Source organism: Amycolatopsis sp. SID8362 (genome assembly GCF_010550475.1).
Classification (GTDB): Bacteria; Actinomycetota; Actinomycetes; order Mycobacteriales; family Pseudonocardiaceae; genus Amycolatopsis; species Amycolatopsis eburnea.
This window is the reverse complement of record NZ_JAAGNB010000167.1, coordinates 1-494: the sequence shown is the minus strand read 5'-3', so window position 1 is coordinate 494 and position 494 is coordinate 1. Positions and strand designations below refer to the sequence as shown.

Below are 494 nucleotides of genomic sequence, written 5' to 3'. Positions count from 1 at the left end.
GGCTGGGCGCAGGCGGTCGCGCTCGTGTTCACCGTGCTGATGGTCGGCGCGTTCGCCGAGGCGATCCGCGCGAACACCGCGCTGGTCGCGGCCCGCGCCGAGGTCGCGCGGCTGGCATCCGAAGCCGAACGCGCGAGGATCGCCCGCGACCTGCACGACCTGCTCGGCCACTCCCTCACCGCGATCACCGTGAAGAGCACCCTGGCGCGTCGGCTCGTGGACGCCGACGGCGCTCGCGCGGGCGAGGAGATGAGCGCCGTGGAAACGCTGGCCCGCCAGGCGCTGACCGAGGTCCGCGCGGCGGTGTCGGGCTACCGCGAAGTCTCCCTCGCCGGCGAGCTCGCCCGCGGCCGCGAGCTGCTGCGCGCCTGCGGGGTCACCGCCGACCTGCCCACGGCCACCGACGTCGTCGCGCCCACCCACCAGGAACTCTTCGGCTGGGTGGTGCGCGAAGGGCTCACGAACGTGGCCCGGCACGCGCGCGCGACCCGCTG

General features: G+C 75.7%; 1 protein-coding gene. It reads left to right on the top strand.

Features of this window, described 5'->3' with window-relative positions:
* On the top strand, positions 1-494 hold a 494-nt coding region (locus G3I65_RS05945), incomplete at both ends, for a sensor histidine kinase (RefSeq protein WP_239070601.1).